This window comes from Paenibacillus sp. FSL W8-0186 (genome assembly GCF_037969765.1).
Classification (GTDB): Bacteria; Bacillota; Bacilli; order Paenibacillales; family Paenibacillaceae; genus Fontibacillus; species Fontibacillus woosongensis.
This window is the reverse complement of the sequence record NZ_CP150207.1, coordinates 5477295-5500650: the sequence shown is the minus strand read 5'-3', so window position 1 is coordinate 5500650 and position 23356 is coordinate 5477295. Positions and strand designations below refer to the sequence as shown.

The 23356-nt window shown below is 48.5% G+C and carries 20 protein-coding genes; 15 read left to right on the top strand and 5 right to left on the bottom strand.

Translation table 11 applies throughout. From position 1 onward, the window contains the following. Nucleotides 1-26 precede the first annotated feature (26 nt). The 3 genes from MKX50_RS24595 (at nucleotide 27) to MKX50_RS24585 (ending at nucleotide 3214) form a co-directional block, all read left to right on the top strand. The gene (locus tag MKX50_RS24595; RefSeq protein WP_339158033.1) at nucleotides 27-2099 is read left to right on the top strand and encodes a UvrD-helicase domain-containing protein; all 2073 of its coding nucleotides are present in this window, start codon (nucleotides 27-29) and stop codon (nucleotides 2097-2099) included. A 177-nt stretch (nucleotides 2100-2276) separates the two neighbouring features. Beyond that, nucleotides 2277-2645 (top strand): VOC family protein, encoded by a 369-nt coding sequence (locus tag MKX50_RS24590; RefSeq protein WP_339158032.1) that lies wholly within the window; start codon nucleotides 2277-2279, stop codon nucleotides 2643-2645. 38 nt (nucleotides 2646-2683) lie between these two features. Then, nucleotides 2684-3214 carry an alpha/beta hydrolase gene (locus MKX50_RS24585; RefSeq protein WP_339158031.1) on the top strand — a complete coding sequence of 177 codons (531 nt, stop codon included), beginning with the start codon at nucleotides 2684-2686 and terminating at the stop codon, nucleotides 3212-3214. 129 nt (nucleotides 3215-3343) lie between these two features. On the opposite strand, the gene MKX50_RS24580 is transcribed toward MKX50_RS24585, so the two are convergent. Genes MKX50_RS24580 through MKX50_RS24570 form a run of 3 tightly spaced genes read right to left on the bottom strand, consistent with a single transcriptional unit; the run spans nucleotide 3344 to nucleotide 5715 of the window. Further along, on the bottom strand, nucleotides 3344-3673 hold the full coding sequence (locus MKX50_RS24580) for an RNA polymerase alpha subunit C-terminal domain-containing protein (protein WP_339158030.1): 330 nt from the start codon (nucleotides 3671-3673) through the stop codon (nucleotides 3344-3346). A 22-nt stretch (nucleotides 3674-3695) separates the two neighbouring features. Beyond that, complete coding sequence (locus tag MKX50_RS24575; RefSeq protein WP_339158029.1) at nucleotides 3696-5027, bottom strand: HAMP domain-containing sensor histidine kinase; 1332 nt, start codon at nucleotides 5025-5027, stop codon at nucleotides 3696-3698. Further along, nucleotides 5017-5715: a response regulator transcription factor gene (locus tag MKX50_RS24570; protein ID WP_213591588.1), complete on the bottom strand. Its 699-nt coding sequence runs from the start codon at nucleotides 5713-5715 to the stop codon at nucleotides 5017-5019. The genes MKX50_RS24575 and MKX50_RS24570 overlap by 11 nt, the downstream gene beginning before the upstream one ends. A 144-nt stretch (nucleotides 5716-5859) precedes the next feature. Between MKX50_RS24570 and MKX50_RS24565 the strand changes: the two genes are divergently transcribed. The 4 genes from MKX50_RS24565 (at nucleotide 5860) to MKX50_RS24550 (ending at nucleotide 10309) form a co-directional block, all read left to right on the top strand. Then, entirely contained in the window at nucleotides 5860-6399 is a 540-nt protein-coding gene (locus tag MKX50_RS24565) for a hypothetical protein (protein ID WP_339158028.1), read from the top strand. Nucleotides 6400-6426: 27 nt separating this feature from the next. Continuing rightward, a complete protein-coding gene (locus MKX50_RS24560; RefSeq protein ID WP_339158027.1) occupies nucleotides 6427-8544 on the top strand; it encodes a multicopper oxidase family protein in 2118 nt (705 codons plus the stop codon). A gap of 816 nt (nucleotides 8545-9360) precedes the next feature. After that, nucleotides 9361-9519, top strand: coding sequence for a hypothetical protein (locus MKX50_RS24555; RefSeq protein WP_339158026.1), 159 nt, complete (start codon nucleotides 9361-9363; stop codon nucleotides 9517-9519). After that, on the top strand, nucleotides 9512-10309 hold the full coding sequence (locus MKX50_RS24550) for an SDR family oxidoreductase (protein WP_339158025.1): 798 nt from the start codon (nucleotides 9512-9514) through the stop codon (nucleotides 10307-10309). Before MKX50_RS24555 ends, MKX50_RS24550 begins: the two co-directional genes overlap by 8 nt. A 156-nt stretch (nucleotides 10310-10465) precedes the next feature. Here the strand turns inward: MKX50_RS24550 and MKX50_RS24545 are convergent, their stop codons facing one another. Then, nucleotides 10466-11155 carry a diphthine--ammonia ligase gene (locus MKX50_RS24545; protein ID WP_339158024.1) on the bottom strand — a complete coding sequence of 230 codons (690 nt, stop codon included), beginning with the start codon at nucleotides 11153-11155 and terminating at the stop codon, nucleotides 10466-10468. A 151-nt stretch (nucleotides 11156-11306) separates the two neighbouring features. Here MKX50_RS24545 and MKX50_RS24540 point away from each other — a divergent pair, with 151 nt between their 5' ends. The 6 genes from MKX50_RS24540 (at nucleotide 11307) to MKX50_RS24515 (ending at nucleotide 19463) form a co-directional block, all read left to right on the top strand. Then, on the top strand, nucleotides 11307-14240 hold the full coding sequence (locus tag MKX50_RS24540) for a glycosyl hydrolase 115 family protein (RefSeq protein ID WP_339158023.1): 2934 nt from the start codon (nucleotides 11307-11309) through the stop codon (nucleotides 14238-14240). Nucleotides 14241-14276: 36 nt separating this feature from the next. Next, nucleotides 14277-15245, top strand: a complete 969-nt coding sequence (locus MKX50_RS24535) for a MoxR family ATPase (protein ID WP_339160250.1) — start codon at nucleotides 14277-14279, stop codon at nucleotides 15243-15245. A gap of 8 nt (nucleotides 15246-15253) precedes the next feature. After that, on the top strand, nucleotides 15254-16333 hold the full coding sequence (locus tag MKX50_RS24530) for a DUF58 domain-containing protein (RefSeq protein WP_339158022.1): 1080 nt from the start codon (nucleotides 15254-15256) through the stop codon (nucleotides 16331-16333). Between the two features lie 86 nt (nucleotides 16334-16419). Next, nucleotides 16420-17763, top strand: coding sequence for a DUF4129 domain-containing protein (locus MKX50_RS24525; RefSeq protein ID WP_339158021.1), 1344 nt, complete (start codon nucleotides 16420-16422; stop codon nucleotides 17761-17763). A gap of 13 nt (nucleotides 17764-17776) precedes the next feature. Then, nucleotides 17777-18607: a MerR family transcriptional regulator gene (locus MKX50_RS24520; RefSeq protein ID WP_339158020.1), complete on the top strand. Its 831-nt coding sequence runs from the start codon at nucleotides 17777-17779 to the stop codon at nucleotides 18605-18607. A gap of 85 nt (nucleotides 18608-18692) precedes the next feature. After that, nucleotides 18693-19463, top strand: a complete 771-nt coding sequence (locus MKX50_RS24515; RefSeq protein ID WP_213591572.1) for an SDR family oxidoreductase — start codon at nucleotides 18693-18695, stop codon at nucleotides 19461-19463. Nucleotides 19464-20045: 582 nt separating this feature from the next. Here the strand turns inward: MKX50_RS24515 and MKX50_RS24510 are convergent. Next, on the bottom strand, nucleotides 20046-20510 hold the full coding sequence (locus MKX50_RS24510) for a GNAT family N-acetyltransferase (protein WP_339158019.1): 465 nt from the start codon (nucleotides 20508-20510) through the stop codon (nucleotides 20046-20048). Between the two features lie 380 nt (nucleotides 20511-20890). Here MKX50_RS24510 and MKX50_RS24505 point away from each other — a divergent pair, with 380 nt between their 5' ends. Further along, the gene (locus tag MKX50_RS24505) at nucleotides 20891-22189 is read left to right on the top strand and encodes a TRAP transporter large permease subunit (RefSeq protein ID WP_339158018.1); all 1299 of its coding nucleotides are present in this window, start codon (nucleotides 20891-20893) and stop codon (nucleotides 22187-22189) included. A gap of 11 nt (nucleotides 22190-22200) precedes the next feature. Beyond that, entirely contained in the window at nucleotides 22201-23349 is a 1149-nt protein-coding gene (locus MKX50_RS24500; RefSeq protein WP_339158017.1) for a glycerate kinase, read from the top strand. Nucleotides 23350-23356: the final 7 nt, after the last annotated feature.

The following is a 23356-nucleotide window of genomic DNA, read 5'->3' as shown; positions in this document are numbered from 1 at the left end:
GAAATCAAGGGAAAAGAGGGATGAGGATGACCGTGAATCAAACGGAAGCGGAAGAAAGGACTTATCTCAGCACCATGGTGTCCAGGCTGCAAAAAGCGATCGAACGCTTGGAAAACCAAATTAGCACAACCCGTCATGAAGTCATTGAAGCAAAAAAGTATGTGTGGGATCACGTGGCTGGGCTCGATCCGGCGGAAAGAGCGGCCAACCGGGTCGACATTTCGCTCGCTATCGATCATGGGGAAAAGGCTGTCGACAAACAGAGAAAACTCAGAAAATTAGTGGAAGCCCCTTACTTCGGAAGAGTGGATTTCATTCCCGAGGGACACGCGAAGGGAGACGCTTACTATATCGGGGTACACGCCTTCAACGAAGAAGACAGCCAGGAGAATCTAATTTATGATTGGCGCTCCCCCGTCGCCAGTATGTTTTACGATTATAATGCCGGGAGAGCCGATTATTCGGCACCTGCAGGACTAGTCGAAGGGGAGATCAGTTTAAAACGGCAGTTCAAGATTAAAGGCCAGATCATGGAATACATGATTGAAAGCTCCATGAATATCAATGACGAGGTGCTGCAAAAGGAACTGAGCCAAACGTCAGACGAAAAAATGAAAAACATTGTCGCGACAATTCAGAAGGAACAAAACGTCATTATCCGAAATGAGCATTCCCACGAGCTGATCATTCAAGGTGTTGCCGGATCGGGAAAAACCTCGGTCGCGTTGCACCGCATCGCCTTTTTACTGTACAGGTTTAAAGGAACGCTAACGTCTGACAATGTTTTGATCATATCGCCAAACAAAGTTTTTTCCGACTATATTTCCAACGTCCTGCCGGAGCTGGGGGAAGAAACCATATTACAAATCGGCATTGAGGAGTTGGCTGAGAGACAGCTGAAGAACGTCTGCAAATTCCAGACCTTCAACGAGCAGGTGGCGGAGCTTGCCGATTCGAGGAACGAAGCCTTGATTGAGCGCATCAGGTACAAAGCGAGCATGGACTTTGTGCATGAATTGGAGCGCTTTGCTGCGCATATTCGCGACAATGATTTTATACCTGCCGACCTGATCATCGATAACGTGAGAATTGCCAAAGCAGATATTTTAAGCGCGTATAAGGCTGCCGGAAACATGCCGATTAAACAGAAGCTGGAGAAAACAGCCTTGGTTATATCAGGAACCGCAAGGGATGAGGATGGCGGCAGGATAAAGCCAGCCGCTGCTAATAAAATCAAAACAGCTGTCAAAAGGATGTTTAGATCATTGAATCTCCTTGCGATTTATAAGGATTTTTATCATTTTATAGGCCAGCCGGAATTGTTCAAGCTGAAAAAAGCGAGGATGCTGGAGTTTTCCGATGTTTTTCCACTTGTATATTTGCAGATTCTAGTAGAAGGAGTGAACAGCTTCGATGCTGTAAAACATTTATTAGTGGATGAAATGCAGGACTATACCCCCGTTCAATATGCTGTAATATCACGTCTATTCACCTGTAAGAAGACGATTCTAGGAGACAGCAGCCAGTCCGTCAATCCTTATTCATCTTCATCGATCACCGAAATCCAAAAGGTTTTTCCCGAAGCGGATACAGTTGAACTATTAAAGAGCTACCGATCCACCATTGAAATCATCAACTTTGCTAGACAAATCAACCCGAACAGCAGGATCGTTCCCATTGAACGCCATGGCCTGCTCCCCCAGATCAAAAAATCCGAAAGTTGGGCTGGCGAATTGACGGATGTTAAACATGCCATCATGGAATTTCTGAATTCTGATCATCACTCGTTAGGCATCGTTTGCAAGACGATGGCTCAAGCCGAGCAGATTTATAAAGAAATCGCGGATACTCACCAGGATATCCATCTGCTCCATTTCAGCAGCGACCAATTTCATGAGGGGATTATGGTAACTTCGTGCCATATGGCAAAAGGCTTGGAATTCGACCATGTGATCGTGCCGTTGGTTGACGGTTCGAATTATAAGACGGACATGGACAGAAGCCTGCTGTATATTGCGTGTACGAGAGCCATGCATGCATTGACGTTAACCTTCCATGGAGAGAAATCTCCGTTTATTCCGAATACGAGCATTGATTGAAGCAAAGAAGCTGTTCCCGACTTTGGAGCAGCTTTTCTTATTTACTCCGAAGATTCATCTCCAATTGTTTACGTGGTTTGGTTTACCGGAAAACTTGTTGCCGGACCGATGAATTTACGAAAGTTCATTCGTCTAATAGAATATCAAGAAAATTTCTGAGTGAATGGAGAATGAACTATGAGGGATCGAATATTTATTTGGGTGGAAATTCCCGTGTCTGACATGGGACGGGCGAAAGCATTTTATGAGCGGATTCTAGCAACGGAGATGAAATCGATGCACATGGGGGATGAAGAATACGCTTTTTTCCCGGTTAAGGAAGAGCAGAATGGAGGGATCCTGGTCAAGGGGCCGCGTCATACGCCTTCTCCTGATGGCGTTACGGTCTATATTGATGGGAGTCCTAACCTGGATATTATTCTTTCGAGGGTTTCCGAAGCGGGGGGACAAGTGATTATGGATAAAACCTATTTGGGTGATCACGCAGGGTATGTAGGTATGTTTTTAGACAGCGAAGGAAACCGCATTGGCCTTCAACATCTATAAACCTATATTTCAACTTGAATAAGAAAGTAGGCGTAATTATGAACACAACGCAGTCAAAAGACGGCACAACCTTAGCCTATGATGTCTACGGCAGCGGTCCGGCGCTCATTTACATCACGGGAGCTTCCTGTTACCGCTCTTTTAAGCCGGTCGTGCATGATGCCAAAGTATTGGCCACATCCTTTACGGTCTACAATTACGACCGACGCGGACGCGGTGATAGCGGGAATACGCTGCCTTATTCGCTGGAGCGTGAAATCGAAGATATTGAAGCTATGATCGATGTAGCAGGCGGCACCGCCTATTTGTACGGTCATTCTTCGGGTGCCGTGTTGGCGCTCGAGGCTGCCCTTCGGCTGGGCGGCAAAGTACGAAAGGTAGCGATGTACGATGCGTCATATGTGCATGACGAGAAGGAAAAGGTCGAATATCATCAATTAAGTCAGACTGTACATAAGCTTCTCGACGACGGCAATAACGCAGAGGCCATGCAGACCTTTCTGAAGGGGATTGGGATGCCGCGAGCGTTCGTCTGGCTGCTGCCGCTGCTTTCGGTTTTTTTTAGATAGGGCAGGCTGGAGAAGGCACCTAGGCTGGTGCCTTTTAGCTTGCCATTAGAGATAGCTCGTAGAACCGTATCAACCTTTGCGTGTCGCTAAAATTAATAAAGAAACGCTGTTCTCAGAGCGTCACGGACTTTATGGATCAACCACTTTTTTCTTTGGTGTTTTGTCGCTGGGCTTGAACGTTAAACCTTGGGAGTGCAAAGCATCCCTAAGTATTGGCATTGAACGCGGCCCCATACCGTGCAGCTGCAATATCTCGCGTTCGGTAAAGGCCGAGAGCTTTTGTAAAGTGGTAATCCCGTGGTGCTCTAATGCCCGTCTGGCAGGATTCGAAAGAAGCGAAAGGAATCCAGTGTCCGGTTTCATGTCTTGTTCGCAGACCGGACAGGTTGGGCAATCACTGCTTTTGTAGTATTCGTGTCCTTTATCGCAAGTTCTTAATGTTTTTTGTGAAGGTGCCATCGTGGAAAACCTCCTTCATTTCTCATATCGGTAAATAGATCGTAAACACCGAGCCCTTACCCACCACGCTCTCTACCTCAACCCAGCCCCGATGGGCAAGGATGTTTTGCTGGGCAATCGCAAGCCCCAAGCCGCTTCCGCCGCTGGGACGAGCCCTGGAAGGGTCCGCCCTATAGAATCGGTTGAAGATATGAGGGAGCTCCTCTTCAGATATGCCGACACCGCTGTCTTCGACACGGATTCGGGCATAGGGCTGCTGCTGTTTGGGCAGGTATGCCGTTTCAACAAGGATTCGGATTTGTCCGCCGGGATTCGTATAGTAGATGGCATTCGTCAGGATGTTATACAGCGCTTGATAAATTCGCGATTTTTCTACCGAAATGGGAATAGAATCCTCCCTGGAGTGCATGGAAAGCTGTATTTGTTTATCCTCCACCATATACTCGGTCTTTTCCACTATATCCTGCAGCAGTTTAACCAAGTTCTCTGTCTGCGGTTGTAGCTCCATCTTGCCGCTTTCGAGCTTGGACAAATCCAGTACATCATGAACTAATCGCGACAGCCGCAGTACTTCATCGAGAAGAGAAGCTTGCTTGGCGGCAGAAAGGGGTTGTCCTGTCTCGTACGCCAGTTCCAATTCCCCTTGAATGATCATCAGCGGGGTTTTTAATTCATGAGTGACATCGGACATCAATTGCTTTCGGATTTGTTCCGCGCCGGCCAGCGAATCGTTCATCTCTCGAAGAGCCTTGGAAATTGCTCCAAATTCATCTTTCCTTTGTTCAGGAAAGACGGTTGCAGCGCCATCCTTTTGGATGGACTCGATTCCTTTGATGATTTTGCGTATAGGGCTGGTCAGTCTCCACGACAACAAGAGGATTGTCAGCAGAGCCGCGATGCAAGTGAAGATCAGCGAGGCTATGCCGATATTTGGCAGCATGCCGTACCACATCGTTTTAAATTCGTAGATCTTGTACTGTCTTTCGTTCATCACGTACAGTCTGCCGATCTTCCGGTCACTCTCATAAAGCGCTAGCACGAAGCCCTCGTTCCGAAGTTCATTCGCGCTTAGTTTTCCTTGCTGATATAAGACTTCTTCGTCTGCAGTTAGTACGACTTCGTTGAAAGAGCCGGTATATTTAAGCCTTGCGCTCGCGATATTGTCCCAAGAATCCCCGTGGTTACTGTAATAGTGTTCGAACTCTTTTCGGAGTGATTCGAACGTATTCTTTTCCTCAAAATAGGCTAAATCGCGGGAAATATAAAACTGAATATGCGTGACGCCCAGCAGAAAAAGCATGACAAACACGATCAGAACGCTCATCGACAGAATCAGCTTGGTTCTAATCTTCATGTTCCGCTCCGAATCGGTAGCCAAATCCGTAGACCGTTTTAATATAATCAGAGCCCCGGCTGTCGCTCTCAATCTTTTTGCGAAGCTTGCTGATATGGGAGTCTACCGTTCGTTCGTCGATGATAAACTCCTCTTCGAAGGCATGCTGCAGTAGCTGCATCCGGGTGTACACCCGCCCGGGTCTCGAGGCTAGCAGGTGCAAGAGCTTGAATTCGGTCGGAGTGAGATGCAGTTCCTCACTTCCTTTAAATACTTGCAGACTGTCCTCATAAATCGTCAGATCCCCTCTTCGCAGCACGCTGTCGGACCTGTCATTGTCGTTTCTATTCATTCGCCGGAGCAGCGAGCGGATTCGCGCGGAAAGCTCTCTCAGGCTGAAGGGCTTAGTCAGGTAGTCGTCCGCTCCCATTTCGAGGCCGACGATTTTGTCGGTTTCCTCGGATTTGGCCGTGACCATGATGATGCCGGGAGATCCTAATTGTCGGAGCTGCGTACAAGTGTCTAGGCCGCTCATTTGCGGAAGCATCCAGTCCAAGATGACGATATCCGGCTTATGTTTTGCGAAGAGCTGCAAAGCGGTTTTGCCGTCCATCGCGGTCAGACAATCGTATCCTTCGGTTTGAAGAAACGATTCCATGAGCGATGCAATTTTGATTTCATCCTCTACGATCAGAACTTTGATCCCCATTTTCTCACTCCTAGGTATATCCACTCCTGTTACCACTTTATAGGATATTGACAGCCTCCACAACCTGTAAATAGTTTCACCACAAGTTCGCAACATTTCGCTGGTAGTATTGCTAGCAAAGGAGCCTTTAGGGAGGGTTTGAACATGAGTTATAAGTTGTCTATTAAGAAAAAGCAATGGATCATCGTCATTCATGTGCTTTCAGTGGTCTGCTGGTTAGGCGGAGCAATGGTCATGCTGCTGCTCGGTACGTATATGCTGAAGGCGGAGAACGGCGAGCAGCTGTATTACACTTTGGAAAATATGCATTTGATCGATCTTGTCTTCGTCCGGTACACCGCTCTTATTGCACTGCTTACCGGTATTGTATTGTCCGCTTGGACGCAATGGGGTCTCTTCAAACATTATTGGATTCTGATTAAACTGACCCTGACCTTATTGCTGATTACTTTTGGCATCGTCTATATGGCAGGTTGGTTATCCCAACTCGTTCGAATCGCCAATCAAGGACGATTCCTTGTTCTAACCGACGCTGCCTTTCTTGACACAAGCTACTCATTAATAGGAGGGGCCATTGCCAATATCGTTGCCTTGATCTTCATGACGGCGATCTCCTATTTTAAGCCGTTCGGCAAAATCAAGCATAAAGCCCGTAGATCGAATCCAGGTGCGACAGTCTCTTGAAGCATCCAGTCATAAGGAGTGGAAACCATGTTCATGTTCGGAATGATAGTTAGTATTATATTTACAGTCGGTATGGCCTTATTCTGGGGAATCGCCGGCATCACTGCGGCAGGACTTCCCTACTCCATAACCAATCATAGCTTGAAAAAGAAGAGAACCTTCTTGCTCCGGATAGCTGGCATCGCGATTCTTCTGAACGCTGCTTGGTACGCAACGATGATCCTCCAAATCATCTTGGGCGGCTGGCTGTTTGTGGAGGGAATGGTCAAAACGCTCATACCTCTGACGGTAATTCCTCAATGTTATATAGCGGTAAGGGTGCTTCCCCGGTTAAAGAGTTTACAGAACTCCGGCGGAGAACCGCCGACACAGGCAGCGCTGCAGACGGCAGCCCAACCTGGCATAGTGCTGTCCTTTTATGCGGCATCGCTCACATCCGGCATTTCCGCTTTCAGCATTTTCTTTTTCCAATCCGTCCTGCCCGGCCCGGTTGAGATCGCTCAGCGGTTCATACTAGTTGCGCTCCTGTTGCTTGTACCAGCGATTTTTTTGAGAAGAAGGTACTTGAAGCTGGTTCGAGGGGAACAGCTTCGGCGAGGGCTTGCTTTCAGACTGCTAAACTTCATCGCCACAGCTATTCTCACGGCAGCGTTAGCATTCATCTTCCTAGTGGCTAATGTGCTGGTAGGCGTCAACACTTCCAAGCTGCCGGAAGCATCCGACATGATGGATCACAGCCTGATTGACGAAGGGGGCGGTGTGCCAACCCTGATGTCCATGGGCTCTGATCATCATCGTCAGCAGAATGATCATCATCAATCCGACACAGTGGAGGTAGCCGCGCTGACCGGTGATATTTCTGAACCCGCCGATGTGAAATTTGAGCTGGTGGCGCAGCGCAAGGAGATAACGCTTGCTTCTGGCGCTGTCATTGATGCCTGGACATATAACGGAGAAATTGCTCCCGAGCTCAGGGTGAAGCATGGCGATATGATCGAAGTGAAGCTGGTCAATAAAGATATCGACAGCGGGGTTACGATTCATTGGCATGGCTATAACGTGCCGAATGCGATGGACGGCGTGCCGGGGATGACGCAGAATATCGTCAAGCCCGGGGAATCGTTCATATACAAGTTTCGGGCTGAGCAGGAGGGAAGCTACTGGTTCCACTCTCATCAGCAAGCGTCGGAGCAAGTGCGGAAAGGGCTTTTCGGCACGTTGATTGTCGAACCTGAGCAGGAATCGGAGATCTATGATGAACAGCTGACCTTGATTAATCATCGATGGGAGACCGACCAAGGGTATAAAAAAGCTTTCGGATCCCGCGACGAACTGCAGTGGAAGCAGGTGGACCCGGGAGAAACCGTAAAGCTGAGTATCATCAACTCGCATAATATTTCCGAAAAGTATCTTCTGCAAGGAACAGAATTTCGAATCGCAGCCATAGACGGGATGCGGATTCAAGACCCGCAGCCATTGTCCGGCCAAACCGCGTTCCGGCTTGGTTCGGGCGGCAGATATGACGTGACCTTTACGATGCCGAACCATCCTGTCCTGTTTAAACTAGGCAATGCCAATGACGAAAGCGATCCGGGAGTCATTTTTTATACCGAGACCCCTCCGGCCAAACCGGTCTTCAAAACAGAATCCGCTTTGTTTGATCCGTCCAATTATGGCAAGCCTGTGGTGAACGTTGTAACCGAGACAAATAAATTCGATCGGGAATTCGAAATGATTCTCGGAAACAAGATGGGATTTTACAACGGCATGTTTAATTTTCTATGGACAATCAATGGAGAGGTGTATCCCCGAGTTCCCTCTTTCGTCGTCAAAGAAGGCGATAGGGTTAAAACGACGTTTATCAATAAAAGTCTGACCGAGCACCCCATGCATCTGCATGGGCATCATATGACCGTGTTGAAGAAAAACAACGTGAAGGTGAATACACCGTGGCTCTCCGATACGTTAAACGTTTTGCCCGGCGAATCGTATGAGGTCGCATTTATCGCGGATAATCCGGGCATGTGGATGGATCACTGTCATAACTTGGATCACGCAGCAACTGGCATGATCTTGCATCTCATGTACGATAACGTGCTTCCTTCGTATGAAGTAGGGACAAGGTCCGGAAACTTGCCTGATTAGAAAATGGAGACAAATGAAGTGGAGAATATAAATAGTGTGGCACTAGACCCGTTACGGTGAACCGTATCATAGGTAAGGGCAAGCTTTTTTGGTAAATTTACCGACGACCACTAAACTACTTCCACCTGGACTTATATGATCAACGATTAATTCAAAATAATCGCAGTTCTTGGACCTGGGCGACCGTATTGGCTTATTACCTTCGCAAGTATTTCGAGGCTGATATTTGGGTGGGAAAGGTTTTGATCGGCCCGAGTACGAGTTCTAAATGAAGAAAGACAAGTATCGGTGTCTGATTACCGCACTGGATTTGAAAATGGAGGGCTTACGGCGGAATCATCAAGAACCATATCAATACGATTTTTGCACCAAAATGATTCTGTTCGAAAATTCATACTGAATCATTACTTTTTTTACAATTTGAGTAAATGTGTATGAATTTTCATATAGAAATCATAGAATTAAACGTTTGAAGGATCATTTGCATGATTTTTCGACTACAGTGTACAGAAAATCGATTGCGATAACGTAGTAAAGGATTGAAATCATTTATCTGAAGGGAATGAATAAGTGGTGCGGTGGTCTGTGGAGAAAGAATGGCTGCTTCAACATGAGAGGTCTTCTAAATAAGGGACATAGGCTGAACGAGCAGTATTTTACATTAATCCTTGATGTAACTTTAAGTTTATATTATGATCCAAAATATGGAGATGGGTGAAAGGGGACTCGCTGGCTAATGTGGACATTCTTGTAATGGTTTGATTGAATCCGATCGCGTGAATCTGGTAATGGCAAGGGCCATTGCCCCGGTTCATCATGCCGATCTTCAACCATTTCAAGGAACGCGAGCAACCGTTCGAGCTGCCTGTTGCGCGGATACTTGAGGTATCCGCTTTTTTGTTTAGCGGCGGGATGAATCCATCTCCTAGGGCGCTCTCGTCTCCTCTTAAAGGGAGGTATATCGAAAATGACTAAATTGCAAAATAAAATAGCCATCGTCACGGGGGCGAGTCGTCCAGGCGGGATTGGGACTGCGATTTGCCGGGCATTGGCTAATGAAGGTGCTAATGTGTTCTTTACACATCTGCATGACTACGACAAAAATTTTTATCCCAATGATGCTGATGAGCATTGGCCCGATTCTTTCGCAGGAGAACTGCGGCAATTAGGTGTTCAAGCTGCACACATGAAATTGGATCTTGCCGTACCGGGTTCCGCGTCTCATTTGTTGGAGGAGGTCTGGAAAAGGATGGGTCTTCCCACGATCCTCGTCAATAATGCGACGTATAGCGTTGATGCTGATTTTCGCCAATTAACCGATTCTATTATCGACGCCCACTGTGCTGTAAACATGAGGGGGACCTTCATGTTATCCGCCGAATTCGCCCGCATGCTCGAGGCCGAGAACAACGCTCGTTCCTCGAATCGTACACTTGGCGGCCGAATCATTAATCTCACATCTGGCCAAGGGAAGGGCCCGATGCCTGGTAATCTTGCCTATGCGGCGACCAAAGGGGCCATCTCCGTGTTTACCGAATCCCTCGCCGCAGAGCTGGCACCGCTTCACATTACGGTCAACGCGGTCGATCCGGGTCCTACCGACACCGGTTGGATGTCCGAAGATGTGAAGAATGCACTGCTGCCGCAATTTCCGATGGGCCGGATTGGTCTTCCGGAGGATGCGGCCCGGCTGATCGCTTTTCTGGCCAGTGAAGATGCCCAATGGATTACGGGACAAATCATTCATTCCAGAGGCGGTTTCTAAGGGAAGCTTCTTAACGGTTAACCAGTATTCATAAAAAGCGAGCTCAATAAAGGGCCATCCGCAGAGGATGGCCCTAAATCTTGGTTATGATATCTGTACATAGCGATTATCGGGTTATCAAAATGCCATTATAAAAGTTGTTCAATTACCCCAAGTTTAAGTTGCCAGCTCCAGTGGCAGGAAAGCATATTCTCCGTTGCGAATGATCTTTCCTTTGCTTATGGAGATTGGCTTATTGAATATGGGGCCATCGATGACGGCCGTATGGAACTCTCCACCTTCTCCACAGGGGTCGATCCCGCGCGCTTCGAGCTCCTTCACATAATCTAGAGTCAGCACGCGCCCTAGATCCTCCTCTTTCATACCTAAGGATGCATTCACCGTAACGATCATAGTAACGAATCCAAGATGAATGAATTCCTCAACAACGTCTCGATGATTCATTTCCCATAGAGGCATGCCTAGCTTTAATCCAGCATTTTTTGTCACCTTGTCGTGCCAGCACCCGTGGGCAGGCATATCCAGATCGCCGGTTACTAACACCTCTGCCCCATGATTTTTAGCGTTCACCAGCAGGTGCATAAAATTTTCTTCGTAATCAGCCCAACTTGAGGCTGCGGTATATAGGGGCAAACCTATAGACTCCGCTTGAGCCTGCAAGAACGCTGGAGGCAGGCCATGAGACCGGGAGCGGTACCCTTCTTCTTCTAACATTACGATAAGTCCAACGGCCTCTCCAAGCTTCATTGCTTTGTACAAGGCGAGTGTGCTGTCCTTTCCGCCGCTAAAAGAAGCTATAAATTTATGTCCGTAAGCGCCTGTTTTCCAATTTGAACCCTCGGCCATTCCTCTCGTTCTCCTTCAAAACTTGTTTAATTTGCATGCCTTTTTCTTAAGTTAGTATATATCTTTTAACAGCAATTCTAATATATACTTTGCTGTAATTAAAGGAAGAGAGCATAAGCTGGATAAAAACAGCAGCAGAAAGGAAGTCATTATGGAATTCACGATTTCTCAAGAGATTCTAAAAAATGTAACCGCTTCAAACAGCAGCGCATCCATGTCAGGTGCATTATTTTACCGGGAAGAAGAAGCTTTCAGCGGTGTGAATAAGATTGCCCGTAAGGTGATGCACGATGTGGAGCTGGTATTTGGTTATGCACCGCAAGCCGCTGCAGACAGAAGTCAGCTGGGGAAGAATGCTATTCTGTATGGAACCGTGGGTCACAGTCCCATGCTGCTTGAGCTAGAAAAGAAACAGCTGATTGATTTGTCAGAAATCCGGGGAAAGAGGGAAGTGTTTTTATTCCAGGTCATTGATCGCCCCTTTGAAGGTGTTGAAAAAGCCCTGGTCATCGCAGGCAGCGATAAACGCGGTACGATCTACGGTCTGTTTCATCTGTCGGAGCGGCTTGGGGTTTCTCCGTTGGTGGACTGGGCAAATGTGAAGCCGCAGCGCAAAGCATCCTTCAATTTAGCTGCGGATTTGAAATATATCTCTAAGGAGCCCTCTGTTCGTTTTCGCGGCTTTTTTATCAATGATGAATGGCCGGCGTTTGGCAATTGGACTATGAAAAACTTCGGCGGGTTTAATGGGGAAATGTATGAGCATGTGTTTGAGCTGCTGCTGAGACTGAAGGGGAATTATCTCTGGCCTGCGATGTGGTCAGCTCGTTTCTATAATGACGGCCCTGGCCTAGCCAATGCGGAATTGGCAGATGAATATGGCGTTGTCATGGGGGCATCCCATCATGAGCCTTGCTTGCGTTATGGAGAGGAATATAAGTATCTTCGTGGAAAGGACTCGATTTATGGGGATGCGTGGAATTTCATCACAAACCGGGAAGGGATTACAAAGTTCTGGGAAGACGGCCTGAAGCGGAGCGGCAAATATGAGAGCGTGATTACGGTCGGGATGCGGGGCGAGGCGGATACGGCCATCATGGGTAAAGAAGCTACACTTGCGGACAATATCCAGCTGCTGCGAGAGGTATTACAGACCCAGAACCGGCTGATTCAGGAACAGGTCCATCCCAACCTTTCCGAGGTACCAAGAATGCTGGCTTTATATAAAGAAGTGGAGCCGTTCTTTTATGGCGATCAAACAACGCCAGGATTGATCAACTCCGAGGAGCTCGCGGACGTCATTCTGATGCTTTGCGACGATAATCACGGCAATCTAAGGACCTTGCCAACGGAAGAAATGCGCAGCCACAGGGGCGGTTATGGGATGTATTATCATTTTGATTACCATGGCGGGCCGATCTCTTATGAATGGATTAACAGCTCTTATCTCCCAAAAATATGGGAGCAAATGACGATGGCGTATGACTTTGGGATCCGCGATCTTTGGATCGTCAATGTGGGCGATATTGCTACGCAGGAATTCCCGCTATCCTATTTTCTGGATCTGGCTTATGACTTTGAAACGTGGGGAACCCAGGCCATTAACAAGACGGACCTCTATACGAAGCAATGGATTCAAAGGCAGTTTGCCAGCGTGTTCCATGAGGACGAAATGGAGAAGGTCTTCGAGCTGCTGACAGGCTATACCCGGATTGCCCATAAGCGCAGACCCGAACATATGAATTCAAATGTCTATGACCCGGTAAATTACAAAGAAACGGACCATTTGTTAAATCAAATCGATCACCTGTTGAATCTGGCGAATGAACTGGTTGGGACGGTGGATGAGGCGGATTTGCCGGTTTATTATGCGCTAGTTTATTATCCGGCTGTCGGGAATCTCAATTTGCAAAAAATGTGGCTGCTCACAGGTAAAAATCATTACAAAGCGAAACTCGGGGAAATGGAAGCCAACAAGCTTGCGGAGCAGATTCGAGAATGTATGAATAGAGATCGGGAGCTTGTGAACCAATTCCATACGATAGATCATGGCAGATGGTACGGCATGGGGCTATCCGAGCATATCGGCTTTACGCAATGGAATGAAGACGAAGCTCAAAATCCGATTCTCATGCATGTTTTGCCGGCGAATAAACCTAGATTATTGGTCACTGTAGATGGAACAACTCAGCGCAGTGAAGGAAGCTCGTGGCATATCAACCAATTAGTTATGAATGACTTTTTGCAGCCGGATGTGGAGGAAGCTTCTTTTACGATTTCCAGTATTAGTGATCTCCCTGCGGAGTATAAGATTACCTGCAATCATCCGTGGCTGACATGTTCAAGCATGGGCGGAAGCCTAAATGGAAAAGAGAAAACTATGGAAGTCATTCATGTGAAAATGGACCGCAGCGCGATAAAGGGTGAGACCGAAGGCCATATTGTTATTGAAATGCCAATAGGGACCTGTACAATAATGGTAAACGTGTCTAACCATGATTTTAGTGAGCTGCCTAACATGACCTTCATAGAAACGAACGGGTACATTTCCATAGAAGCTGAACATTATGCTCTAAACAAGGAAGCCGTAAAGGAGAATGGGGAAGCTAGCAGATTTGAAGTGATTCACGGGTATGGCAAGACCTTATCCGCGGTGAAGGCCTTTCCGACCACAGAATACTTTACGGCCGGTGAAGACGCCCCTTATCTGGAATATTATTTCTGGGTACAGGAAGGCGGAGCGTATGAGGTAGAGCTCTATATGCAGCCGTCTAATCCAGTGACAAATGAAGGGACGTTATTGTGCGGGATCCAGGTCAATGAGGAAGAGATCAACGTAGTCAATACACTTCCTGAGGGTTATCGGGTGGATGACGGGAATTGGGCTGCGGGCGTGCTTGACCACATTCGCAGGCACAGCACGGGAATCCGCTGCCGGGAAGGATTAAACACATTAAGGATTTTTGCCGTAAGTCCAGGGTTTGTATTGGAGAAACTGGTCATTTATCCAGTAGGCAAGAAACCTGCAGACAGCTATCTGGGACCTGCAGAAACCTACTATGTGGGTAGAGAAGGCAAGCTGTAGTTCCAACATAACTTTAGTTATTAAGGCGGTGAAATGATGAATTTGCAGGAAGCAGTATCGATATCGAAGCGGATTCGCGCTAATATCAGCCAAGTGATTGTGGGGAAGGAAGAAGTAATTGAACTGCTGCTGGCTTCCCTGTTTGGCAACGGACATGTGCTGCTGGAGGATGTGCCTGGGACGGGCAAAACGCTCATGGCCAAGGCTCTGGCCCGTTCACTGGACGGACAGTTTAAGAGAATCCAATTTACCCCTGATTTATTGCCCTCTGATCTGAGCGGAATCAATTTTTATAATCAGAAGACAAGTGAGTTCGAGTTCAGACCAGGCCCTGTGTTCACTCAGGTATTGCTGGCCGATGAGATTAACCGGGCCACGCCGCGGACCCAGTCCAGTCTATTGGAGTGCATGGAGGAACGGCAGGTAACAATAGACGGCGTAACCCATGAGCTGGCTAGACCGTTCTTCGTTATGGCGACTCAGAATCCGATCGATAACCAGGGAACGTTCCCGCTCCCCGAAGCTCAGCTTGACCGCTTCCTAATGCGTATTGAGGTTGGTTATCCTTCGCTTGAGGAGGGCGTAGACATTCTGCAGCGGTTCCAGGTACAAAGCCCGCTGCAGGAGTTAGGCCCTGTAGCTGCTGGTGTGGAAGTTGCTGCTGCGCAGCAGTTTGTGGCCGGAATCAGCGTGTCCAGGGATTTGCTGGAGTACATAGTTCGTCTTACCGAGGCAACCCGGAGACATCCTGATGTGAGGCTGGGCGCTAGTCCACGGGCGAGCAGTGCTTTGTTGCGTGCCTCGCAGGGAATCGCCCTCCTCCAAGGGCGCGATTATGTAACGCCGGATGATATCAAGCGGGTTGCCGAGCCCGTACTGGCTCATCGTCTGCTGGTGCGCCGTGGACTCCGTCCTGATGATCAGGAAGGAGATGCTGTAGTGCGTCAAGTGCTCAGCGAAGTGGAGGTTCCTGCGGAGGATGTACGGGCGGGAAGAGGGAAGTAGGTGGAGACATGCAACTAACCTGGTTGATGATTAGCGCCTGCATTCTGATCGGAGTGCTGTCGCTCGTGTATCAGCGAGGGGCGATGAGAGGGCTGACTTATACCCGTTACTTCACAAAGGATGCGGTCTTCGAGGGGGAGACGGTCGAAATGGTGGAGGTGATCTCCAATGCAAAATGGCTGCCGCTCCCCTGGCTGCGCTTGGAGTCGAGCATCCAGACCGGGCTCCGGTTCGGTGACCAGGCTAACCTGGATATATACTCCGGTGATATTTATCAGAATCATATCAGTCTGTTCTATCTTCGTCCTTATCGCCGGATTAAGAGACATCATCAGGTGATGTGCGCGCGGCGCGGCCTCTTCCGCCTCGATTCGGCTACGCTGACGACAGGCGATCCGCTAGGGCTGATCTCCAGGGTGCAGAAATTTCCACTTCATCTGGAGCTGCTGGTATATCCGCAGATCTTGGCTTTGCAGGAACTGCCGCTGCCGAATCATAGCTGGATTGGAGAGCTGGCGGTGCAGCGCTGGATTGTGGAGGATCCGTTCTTGACCTCGGGGATCCGCGAATACCGCCCCGGAGATGCCATGGGATCGATCAACTGGAAGGCCACCGCTCGCACGGGATCTATGCAGGTTCATAAGCGCGACTATACGGCCGATCATCGGTTAATCATCTGTCTCAATCTGGAGGACAGCGATACGATGTGGCGCAATATTAATGATCCGGAGCGGATTGAGCTAGGGATCAGGTATGCGGCTACCGTCGCTGATCAGGCGCTGCGCAGCGGGATTGAGACGGGCTTCATCTGCAATGGACATCTGATCGATGGACCAAGACAATCTGTCCGCATCGGCCCCTCCGCCGCTGCGGACCAGTTGGAGCTCTTGCTGACGACATTGGCCAGACTGGTTCTCGAGCGAACGGTTTCCATGCCGACCTTGCTCGAAGAGGTGCTGAGTGAGGAGCCTGTAGATACGGATTATTTACTTATAACCTGCCATCAGGGGGAGAAGCTGAGCAAGGCAGCCGATCAGCTGCTGCGGCGGGGGAACGGAATGGAATGGATGATTATTCCCGAAATCTAATCTGTGTTTTAATCAAGCTGCTAAGCCATGCTTTTGTAGGGCACTCACTAAAAGCCATAGGATGATGGCGATGGAGGGCATTTCTAATGGAAAATGGCAGTAACCATTACTTAATAAGAACATTGAAACTATGCTTGTCCTGCCTTGGCGAGTTAGTGGTGCTGATGCCGCTCTATCTTGCTGCAGTTATCCTGCTGAGCCCGCGTTTTTTACCCTTAGGCTGGATGGTAATCCTGCCGTTTATTTCTTTGTTCGGCGCAGCTATTCACAATTATGTGCCGGTCTTGTGGAAAAAGCTTGGGATCGCCGTCCTGATTGGCATTGTGTACGCCGCTATTTTCATAGGAACCGGAGCGGGGGGGCTGGCCTCCTTGATCGGTCTCGGCGCGGCGTTGTTTGCGCTGCAAGGGATGACGGCTGTCTCGCGGGTAGGGGAAGCCAGGCTGTACTGGTTTGGGACTGCGTTATATTTTGTCGCTGGAATTGCTTATTCAAGAATTGCTCTCCTGCGTGGAGAGCTTGGTCTGATGACCTGGCTGGGTGCGGCCTGCCTGGGGATCGCGCTGTTCGTGACAAATTACGAATACTTGCGTTATACAACGTTGTCTAATAAATCAGCGTCTCCGCTGCCGAGGGGCTTGCGCCGCCATAATACCGTTTTTATCGTCATTATTTTGGGGCTTATTGTTCTGTTAGCAGCGGGAGTCGGGCGTTGGATCGGCCATATGCTGCTGGAAATCATCAGACATATCGTCGCCTGGCTTACGCGTTCATCCGGAGAATCGGAGGCGCCGCAACCGGAAGAACTTCAGGAGCCGCCGATGATGTTTATTCCGGAGGGAGTACAAAAGCCGGGCCTGTTATCGCAGATTCTGGATATTCTCTTCTATGTCCTCGGCGGCGCTGTGGTTGCCGCTATAGTCGTATTTGCACTTCACTGGTTGTATAAAAACGCAGGGGGCTTCTGGAAGCGCAGTATTGACCGCCTGCTGGCCCTGCTGCGCCGGCAGGACCGGGCTGGCGAAAGCGCGGGCTATCGTGATGAGGAGAGCTCGATTTTCTCCTGGGAGGAGAAGCGCCAGAAATGGGGGCAATGGAGGGGGGCTCTTGCCCGGTTCGGCAAGCGCCAGGAGCGATATGAGGATATGCGCAGCAATCAAGAGAGAGTACGCTTTTTGTATCGGCGTTTACTCTTAACCAGACTCCATGAAGGCTCCGAATGGAAGCCTGGGCTTACTCCGTTGGAAATGGCCCGGGATCTGCTGCTCCATGATGATAATAAGAAGGACCAGAGAGCGAAGCCTGGGCAGGCTGCCCACAAAGCTGCTATAGAGCCGTTAATCAAGCTTTATTACCGGGTTAGATACGGGGGGCAGGAGCCTGATGATGAAGAGGTAGCTGATATAAGACGGAAGTTGAGTCAGAAGTAAAAGAGGTGTCTGCATGTTCAAAATTGGAGCGTTCGCGAAGCTGGGCGGCGTGACGGTGAAGACATTGCGCCATTATGACGAACTCGGCTTACTAAAACCTGCACGGGTGGATGCAGAATCGGGGTATCGTTATTATACAGCGGATCAGCTCTTGACCCTTCGCCGTATTACGGGGTTCAAGGAGCAGGGCCTGACCCTCGAGGAGATGCGGCCGCTATTAATCGGACCTGCCTCCCCGATGGATGCGAAGCGCACGCTGCTGGAGAAGCGGAAGGAGCTGGAGCAGCAAATCGAAGAAGCCCAAAGGCAAATCACGGAGGTTGATGAGCGGCTTGGGCGGATCGCACGGGATGTCATGGCGGTCAAGGAGGGGACGTTTCTGCTCCGAAAGGTGGAGCCGATTCTGGTTGCTTCCATCCGTGAAACCTTGCCGAGGAGCCAGCTGTGTCTGCTGCTCGATGAATTGAAGCGCTATGTTGGCTCACATGGCGAAGAGCCGGACGGCGGGTTGACGATGATCTGGCACGGCAGAGCCGGCTGTGGCGAAGAGCTGTCGGACATCGAGGTGGCCATTTCCATCTCGAAATCGATTCAGAGCAGCGGAAGAGTGATGATTTATCAACTGCCTGGCATAGAAGAAGCGGCATCTTATATCCATCAATGCAATCCGTATATAGACGATTGTAAGGCGATTGAAGCACTGCGGGGATGGATTGCTAGTGAGGGATATCGGCCGGTCGGGCAGATTCCGTTCAGGGAGATCTATCTGACGTCAGACAAAGATATTTATGGCCAGTATCGAATGGCAGAAGCTGTTGTACCGGTCGAGCAGATCTTGATCTAAAGGAAGTTCGCGGATCTACTCTTGACTCTCCCCTTAAGGGGAGGGACTATCCTGACCATAAGAAAAGGATAAGGAGTGGATTCACATGACGTTGAGACGTTTGAATGGGCAAATCGCAGTCGTTACAGGAGCCAGCCGCGGAATCGGGAGAGCAATTGCACTGCGTCTGGCCGCGGATGGCGCGCTTGTAGCCGTACATTACGGTACACGGAGAGACGCGGCGGAGCAGACGGTCTCCGCGATTGAAGCTGCGGGAGGCTCAGCTTTTGCCGTCGGTGCGGAACTGGATTCAAAGGCCGGCGTCAGCCAGCTTCTTCAGCGGCTGGATGAGGAGCTTCTGCGCAGGACGGGCAGCACATCATTCGATATTTTGGTCAACAATGCCGGCATTGGCACCTCCCCTTCATTCGGAGAGACAAGCGAGGAGGATTTCGACAGGTTGTTTGCGGTGAACGTCAAAGCGCCGTTTTTCCTCGTCCAGCAATCGCTGGAACGCTTAAGGGACGGCGGTCGCATCATCAATATCTCATCCGGGGTAACGCGCATCGCCTATCCGCATATATTGGCTTACAACTTAACGAAAGGTGCGCTCAATACGTTCACCCTGCACTTGGCTAAGCTTCTGGGACATCGGGGGATCACCGTAAACGCAGTCATGCCTGGCATTGTCGATACGGACGTCAACGCGTCCTGGCTGCACACGCCTGAGGGCCGCAAGTCTGCCGAGGAGATGTCCGTGTTTGGGCGCGTCGGTGAGCCAGCGGATATCGCGGACATCGTCGCCTTCACGGCGTCGCCGGATGGAAGGTGGATAACGGGACAGATGCTCGACGCGACTGGAGGATCGCATTTGTAACCCACCGGCGTAACTGAGTTCGCGAATGTCGTTGTAGAAGGGTAACACCAATTCGGGGATCAGGTAGAAGCCCTTATTGCCGAAGGGATAGCGAATGCGAGGATATCGGCCGCTGGTTACTAAGGAAGGATTCAAAGCCTCCTCATTTTGTGAGGAGGCTTTGATGTGTGATGTCACTTAGCAGTATTCAGCAGAGTTTCATTTATAGAGATGACATAATAATGAAACTCAGAAGATACCTCAAACCCTATCGAATGATAGAGGTTTAACGCACGTCTGTTGTCAGTTACTACTCCCAGGCGAATGATCGAACACTTTTCCTCCAATAAAAGTTTAACTACCCCATTAAGAATTTTACGGCCATATCCTTTGCCTTGGTGCAGTGGAAGCACGCATAAGTCGTGAATAACAGCAGTGTCCCTACTCACGTAATTAACCCTGATCATCCCAATGGGTTCCAGGTTATTCAGAGCGATATAACTAACTCGTTCAGGTTCTCTTGTACGAGCAAAATAATTCCTAGTCCAGGCCTCTGAATCGCCAAAGGCTTGGGATGAACAGGTAATCATAAATTCTAGATCTTCAACATCCGCTAATCGTAAGGCGAAGGCCCGGTGATTTGATGCATTGTAGGTTCATCGAAAATTCTGACGTATGAAAGCTTGCCCCTAAATGCTTAATGAAGCCTATACCTGGTTCTGAATTCAACGGTATCCGAAAGCGGCAGACTTGAATTCCTTTTGCTTGCATTTCGGGCAGTGCACGTTTCAGCAGCGTGTTAAACACGCCTTTGCGCTGAAAGTCGGGATGAACCATCCCGTTCATATTGGCTTCAGTTCCATCGGAAGTATACCAGCTTAAAAAGCCAATTAATCGATTAACGAAAAAACAAAAATATGCCTCATCTCCGCCTACAGCTTTAAGACTGTCTATCCCCACTCTTAAATTTGACCTGTCATTTATCTGGCAGAGCTGTTCTAAGCTTCGAATTCGATCAATCTGATCATTGGAGTAGTCTTCCATTTTAATCAATTGATATTCTTGCATGCTATGGTTGCCCTCATTAAGAAGGAAACACGCGGTTTATGGACGAGCAGGCGCTATCCTTCTATAAATCTGTCCTTTTATCATGGTTACCATTGAAACCGCCTCCTCGATCATGGATGACTCTATTCTTCACGAATTAACGATGTAGGTCAATACCTACAGAAATGCGCATTAAAATGCATGTTTTTACTTGTGCAATTGCACAATTTTATTCATGAATCTATCAATAGATAAAAGCTAGCGATTTAAATATACTGAAAGCGTATTCAATAAAGCGCTTTAAAAGATAATTTAGAAAGGAGCTTCAAATACTTCTGATCGAGCGCATAGAACAACTATTTTTTATCCATAGTAAAACAACCAGATCATGTTAGGAGGATTTGAAGGGAATGGAAATCAGCTGGATTGGCGCATTAATAGGTCTTGCACTAGCGATTATTTTAATATTATTTAGGCTGATCCCCACTTACGCATTGATTTTAGGCGCTATTGTCGGTGGGTTTATCGGTGGCGCCAGCTTTGCAGATGTCATAAATATTTTGATTACCGGAACTCAGAGTGTTCAAGGTACAGTTATTCGTATTATCGCCGCAGGTGTTTTTGCAGGAGTGATGATGGAATCTGGAGCTGCGGAGACCATTGCTAAATTTATAGTTGATAAACTCGGCGGAACAAAAGCTATGCTATCGCTTGCATTAGCCACTATGATTATTACAGCGGTGGGTGTCTTCATTCCGGTTGCGGTATTGATTGTAGCACCAATTGCACTGTCTGTAGGCAACAAAATGGGTTATTCCAAGGTTGCTCTGCTTGTGGCCTTGTCCGGTGGAGGTAAAGCGGGCAACATTATTTCACCAAACCCGAATACCATTGCCGCCGCAGGCGGGTTCAATCTCGACGTTAACCAAGTGATGATCGGCGGGCTTGTCCCAGCTATTTTCGGGTTAATTGTGGCAGTGGCCATCGCATCATTTATTAAGTTTAAGGGAACGAAAGTAACAGATGCAGAAGCTGCAGAATTAGAAAAAGCCAGCTCTGCGAATCTTCCCCCTTTATCTAAAGCCTTGGTAACACCGATTATTGCGGTTGTTCTCTTGATGATTAGCCCAATCGGGTCGATGATCGGCATGGATTTCCTTGCTAAATTGAAAATTGATTCCTTATTTATTTTACCATTTGCCGGTATAGTGGGTTCGATTGCGCTTGGAAAGAGCAATAAAATAATGGAATACTGTACGTCAGGGCTTAATCGAATGACGCCCACCATTTTAATCATTATTGGAGCGGGGGCCATTGGCGGACTAATTACAGCGTCAACTCTGCCTGCAGAAGTGGTTGCTCTCGTAAAATCCTCGGGTATTTCGGGAATGTATCTTGCGCCCATTGCAGGGGTGTTAATGGCAGCAGCAACGGCGTCCACTTCAACAGGCGTTATTTTGGCTACGGGTTCATTTGCAGGTGCTATTTTAAATACGGGTGTATCGCCTCTATCGGCGGCAGTTATGACCCATACCGGAGCGACCGTTATAGACCACCTGCCACATGGCACCTATTTCCACGTTACGCGGAATGCTATGAGCATGAGTATGAAAGATAGAATGAAGGTTGTCCTCTTCGAAAGTATCGTCGGCTTAACGATGACGGTCGTCGCAATCATTCTGTATGGTTATATTTTATAAGAGAGAAAGGAATGGAATCTACAATGGCAAAAAAGTTTGTGCTGGCGCCTGATTCTTTTAAAGAAAGCATGACAGCAAAAGAAGTTTGCGAGGCGATGGAATTAGGGATCAAAAGAGCCATTCCTGACGCGGAATGTATTCATGTGCCGATGGCTGATGGCGGGGAAGGTACCGTGCAGTCTTTGGTAGATGCTACAGGCGGTAAATTGATCCAAAAAGAAGTGACTGGCCCTCTGGGTACAAAGGTTGTTGCCCACTATGGTATTCTGGGGGACGGAAAAACAGGCGTTATTGAAATGGCATCGGCCAGCGGCATTCATCATGTACCTAAGGGAAGCAGAAATCCTCTGATTACAACGACCTACGGGACAGGTGAATTAATAAAGGATTGTATCGAAAGAGGCATAACCGATATCATTCTGGGCATAGGTGGAAGCGCTACGAATGATGCAGGTACGGGAATGGCTGCGGCGTTGGGGTATAAGTTCCTGAATAAGCAGGGGGAAGAGCTATTGCTTGGCGGGGGATATCTCAATGATCTGGCCAGGATTGATGTTACGCATGTGCTCCCGGAGCTGGAGCATATAAATATTGTTGTGGCATCGGATGTCACCAATCCATTGTGTGGAGAGCGTGGGGCGTCGGTTGTTTTTGGTCCGCAGAAGGGCGCTACACCAGAAATGGTGCAAGTTTTGGATAAAAACTTAAGGCACTTCAGTGAAATCGTGAAACAGCAGCTTGGAATTGATATTGTAGACGTACCAGGGGCAGGGGGAGCAGGCGGTCTTGGCGGGGGATTGCTGGCCTTCACGAAAGCAACCATGAAAAAAGGGATTGATATCGTAGTTGAAAAGACAAATTTAAAAGAAGCACTGCAAAATGCCGATTACTGCTTTACAGGTGAAGGCGGCATCGATTTTCAAACGAAATTCGGTAAAGCACCATTCGGTGTTGCGCAAGCAGCCAAAAGTGTTAACAGTAACATCAAAGTCATCGCCGTGGCTGGACATGTAGGCCAGGATGTCGAGGATTTGTACAATGAAGGATTTGATGCGATCTTTGGAATTGTGCCCGGCGCAGCGGATCTCGATTCTTTGCTGGCTGGAGGCAGAGAAAATATTGCTCGCACATCTGAAAGTATCGCTAGATTATTAAAATAAATAGAGG

Excerpts from the sequence above, each read along its gene's own strand:
- MKX50_RS24520 (WP_339158020.1), top strand. The coding sequence starts at position 17,777 with ATGTTCAAAATTGGAGCGTTCGCGAAGCTGGGCGGCGTGACGGTGAAG.
- MKX50_RS24575 (WP_339158029.1), bottom strand. The coding sequence starts at position 5,027 with ATGAAGATTAGAACCAAGCTGATTCTGTCGATGAGCGTTCTGATCGTG.
- MKX50_RS24595 (WP_339158033.1), top strand. The coding sequence starts at position 27 with ATGACCGTGAATCAAACGGAAGCGGAAGAAAGGACTTATCTCAGCACC.
- MKX50_RS24560 (WP_339158027.1), top strand. The coding sequence starts at position 6,427 with ATGTTCATGTTCGGAATGATAGTTAGTATTATATTTACAGTCGGTATG.
- MKX50_RS24530 (WP_339158022.1), top strand. The coding sequence starts at position 15,254 with ATGCAACTAACCTGGTTGATGATTAGCGCCTGCATTCTGATCGGAGTG.
- MKX50_RS24500 (WP_339158017.1), top strand. The coding sequence starts at position 22,201 with ATGGAATCTACAATGGCAAAAAAGTTTGTGCTGGCGCCTGATTCTTTT.
- MKX50_RS24550 (WP_339158025.1), top strand. The coding sequence starts at position 9,512 with ATGACTAAATTGCAAAATAAAATAGCCATCGTCACGGGGGCGAGTCGT.
- MKX50_RS24545 (WP_339158024.1), bottom strand. The coding sequence starts at position 11,155 with ATGGCCGAGGGTTCAAATTGGAAAACAGGCGCTTACGGACATAAATTT.
- MKX50_RS24555 (WP_339158026.1), top strand. The coding sequence starts at position 9,361 with ATGCCGATCTTCAACCATTTCAAGGAACGCGAGCAACCGTTCGAGCTG.
- MKX50_RS24510 (WP_339158019.1), bottom strand. The coding sequence starts at position 20,510 with ATGCAAGAATATCAATTGATTAAAATGGAAGACTACTCCAATGATCAG.
- MKX50_RS24535 (WP_339160250.1), top strand. The coding sequence starts at position 14,277 with ATGAATTTGCAGGAAGCAGTATCGATATCGAAGCGGATTCGCGCTAAT.
- MKX50_RS24580 (WP_339158030.1), bottom strand. The coding sequence starts at position 3,673 with ATGGCACCTTCACAAAAAACATTAAGAACTTGCGATAAAGGACACGAA.
- MKX50_RS24570 (WP_213591588.1), bottom strand. The coding sequence starts at position 5,715 with ATGGGGATCAAAGTTCTGATCGTAGAGGATGAAATCAAAATTGCATCG.
- MKX50_RS24525 (WP_339158021.1), top strand. The coding sequence starts at position 16,420 with ATGGAAAATGGCAGTAACCATTACTTAATAAGAACATTGAAACTATGC.
- MKX50_RS24590 (WP_339158032.1), top strand. The coding sequence starts at position 2,277 with ATGAGGGATCGAATATTTATTTGGGTGGAAATTCCCGTGTCTGACATG.
- MKX50_RS24585 (WP_339158031.1), top strand. The coding sequence starts at position 2,684 with ATGAACACAACGCAGTCAAAAGACGGCACAACCTTAGCCTATGATGTC.
- MKX50_RS24515 (WP_213591572.1), top strand. The coding sequence starts at position 18,693 with ATGACGTTGAGACGTTTGAATGGGCAAATCGCAGTCGTTACAGGAGCC.
- MKX50_RS24540 (WP_339158023.1), top strand. The coding sequence starts at position 11,307 with ATGGAATTCACGATTTCTCAAGAGATTCTAAAAAATGTAACCGCTTCA.
- MKX50_RS24565 (WP_339158028.1), top strand. The coding sequence starts at position 5,860 with ATGAGTTATAAGTTGTCTATTAAGAAAAAGCAATGGATCATCGTCATT.